The organism is Tropicimonas aquimaris, from assembly GCF_042676185.1.
Classification (GTDB): domain Bacteria; phylum Pseudomonadota; class Alphaproteobacteria; order Rhodobacterales; family Rhodobacteraceae; genus Tropicimonas; species Tropicimonas aquimaris.
The window spans coordinates 1-2821 of record NZ_JBHTJT010000015.1; the positions used below are offsets into that span (position 1 = coordinate 1).

At 57.5% G+C, this 2821-nt stretch carries 1 protein-coding gene and 1 pseudogene; one reads left to right on the plus strand and one right to left on the minus strand.

Annotated elements, in window-relative coordinates; all coding sequences use genetic code 11:
- Positions 1-759 precede the first annotated feature (759 nt).
- Positions 760-1224: a hypothetical protein gene (locus ACFQ2S_RS11620; RefSeq protein WP_386074620.1), complete on the plus strand. Its 465-nt coding sequence runs from the start codon at positions 760-762 to the stop codon at positions 1222-1224.
- Between the two features lie 1108 nt (positions 1225-2332).
- Here the strand turns inward: ACFQ2S_RS11620 and ACFQ2S_RS11625 are convergent.
- A pseudogene (locus ACFQ2S_RS11625) lies at positions 2333-2821 on the minus strand (hypothetical protein); the annotation flags it as partial.

A 2821-nucleotide genomic window follows, 5' to 3' on the forward strand; every position in this document is an offset into this window, starting at 1 on the left:
GAACAGGAGAGCGATGCAAGTCGCCAGCCGTAAACGGCTGGAACGTGTGCAGGATGCACGGGGCAGGCGGTGGTCACAAGGCTGGGCCGACACATCCGTCCTGGAAGCACGGTATGAGGTCCCGCGAGTGGGTGGAAACCCGGAAATTCATAAATCAGTTGGCGCGTGAGCAACGTGAGGTCGAGGCTTTGATCGAGGCCGCTGGGGGATAACCCACACTCAAAGCGCTGTTTCTCGTAGATGTCGTTTGCACTCCTTGGGTGGCTTGCCGTCACTGGAGTAGGCTCTGACACCACATTCCATGCAATGCCATCCGGTGAGCGATTGCCTTGGCATTGGATCACGCTTCCAACGGCATGGTCGGGAATGTAGCTTACTCCCTTGAACCTTTCGGAACAAAAGGACGACGATCACAACAGCAATCCACCCGATAAAAGGCAAGAACCACTGTGATGCAGTGGCAGCTTCCCAGGTCGGACGCCATGCCTCCGCCCATTGCACAACGTCAACCCAAAGATCGGTCCCATCCCCAGTGCGTGCCAATGGTCGTGGCGAAGTTTCAGGCGCTGTCGTCATTGGGTTTAGTAAATACTAGGCGACGACCGCCATGCAATTCAGGATGCCCTCGAGATTGCTTCACTTTAACGTTTTTCTTCCTTCTTTCCCGCGCATTTAACTGTCGGCACCAAAATCGCGAGGGAAAAAATGCTAAGATTGGTAACCGCTATCGCGGTCGTGTCGATGGCGGCAGGATGTCAGATGAGCACCGTGAACTATGCCTACAAGGAGGGCGCTACGGTTGCTCAGAAGGATCGAGACAGTTTCAACTGTGAGCTAGAGGCGACCCAAAGGGTTCCGACCAATACTCAAGTAGCGACAACGCCGACCTATAGAACTCCGACCTACTACACGCCAGCAACCACCAGCTGCTATGGATACACTTGCACCACTACTGGCGGCACGGCCTACGGTGGCCAAGTATACGGCGGCCAAACCTACAGCTATGACGCCAACGCTTCGCTTCGAGAAGAGTACTTCCAGAAGTGCATGGCCTCAAAGGGCTACAAAGTCGCCTCAGTTCCAAAGTGCCCCAGCAATGCCGTGTCGGCTGATATCAAGCAGCGTCTAGGTGGAAAGCTTCGTGCCCCTGTCGAGGGGTCCTGCATGGTTTCCCTAACGGAGCGGTCAGGAAACATCGTTTATCCAGACGAACGAGCCGACTAAACCTCTCAACATCGATACCTATTAGGCACGCTTCGAACCATCGTTGCGTGCCGACAGGCAATCATTCCGGACCTCTGCCAGCATGAGGGGGGCGCTTTTTTTCAGCCACACCGTTCCGCTTAGCGTTGCACATTTCATTCCAGTTCGCTGCCGATCGATAGCTGGATCTGCGGAATCGCGAAATTGACGCCTGATTGCGTTAGGGGCAAATTCGCCTCTGGTGCTGTCATCTGAGGAACCTACCCCCTTGGCGAGGTTCTCCCAGGCGTTACTTGGCAGAGATACGCCGATAATGTGCCCGCACCAGTGTCGCCCCAGTAGGCGGCCAGCGGTGGAAACCCGGAAATTCATAAATCAGTTGGCGCGTGAGCAACATGAGGTCGAGGCTTTGATCGAGGCCGCTGGGGGATAACCCACACTCAAAGCGCTGTTTCTCGTAGATGTCGTTTGCACTCCTTGGGTGGCTTGCCGTCACTGGAGTAGGCTCTGACACCACATTCCACGCAATGCCATCCGGTGAGCGATTGCCTTGGCATTGGATCACGCTTCCAACGGCATGGTCGGGAATGTAGCTTACTCCCTTGAACCTTTCGGAACAAAAGGACGACGATCACAACAGCACTCCACCCGATAAAAGGCAACGACCACTGTGATGCAGTGGCAGCTCCCCAGGTCTTGGCCATGCGCACGCGCGGCGAAGGCACTCGTTGCGCGGCGATGCGGCGACAGGGAACAGTCGACCTCGACCGCCTTCGCCTCCGAGGACCGAATGGCGCCAAGGACGAGTTCCACATTGCCGCAACCGTCCAGAACCTCCGCACACTCGCCAAGCTGGGGCCGTTACCGGCGTGATGTATCAGCACGAACGCTCCGCTTCATACAGCCGACCGGAAATCCGGTTCAGCCTTTCCAACACCATCCCGACCTTGCTGCGATTCAAACGCCTAGCTTCGTCGACGACCTTGTCGTCAACGGGAAGTCTCAACGAGTGCGCTTCGAGCAACAAAGATTTTGGGCGGCACGCGGCGATCGAACGCGGACCTGTCGCCGGATCCGACTTGAAAGGGGCCGCCCGGAGGACGGCCCCCACCAATGTGGCGCTTTGGCCTTACTGCGCGCCGCCGCCGGAGGAGAGTTTCTCCATAACCTTGTCGAGGCTGAAGGAGGCTGCTTCCTGACGCGGCGGGTATTCCTCGAAGGTGGCGAGGAAGTTGGCCACGTAGGCCTGAGCCGGCACCAGCATGTAGGCACGGTCGAGCATCCAGTCGTAATAGGTGTTCGACGTGCGATAGCCACGCTCATAGGGATCGCGACGCAGGTTGAAGATCAGCGGCACACGGAGCGGCGTCAGAGGCTCCATCCAGGCGCGGAACGTGCCCCAAGCCTTCTGCTCGAGGAAGGTGATCTTCCAGTCGCCATACCGCAGCGCGGCAAGGTCGCCGTCATCGGTGAAGTAGAAGATCTCCCTGCGCGGGCTTTCTTCGGTCTCGCCGGTCAGCAGCGGCAGGATGTTGTAGCCGTCGAGGTGGATGGAGTGCCCCATCTGAACTGGTCCACCGTTATGTTTAGGAAACGGAGGACAGAGAATGGCGAACAA

Coding starts and splice junctions, on each gene's coding strand:
- ACFQ2S_RS11620 (WP_386074620.1), top strand. CDS start 760: ATGAGCACCGTGAACTATGCCTACAAGGAGGGCGCTACGGTTGCTCAG.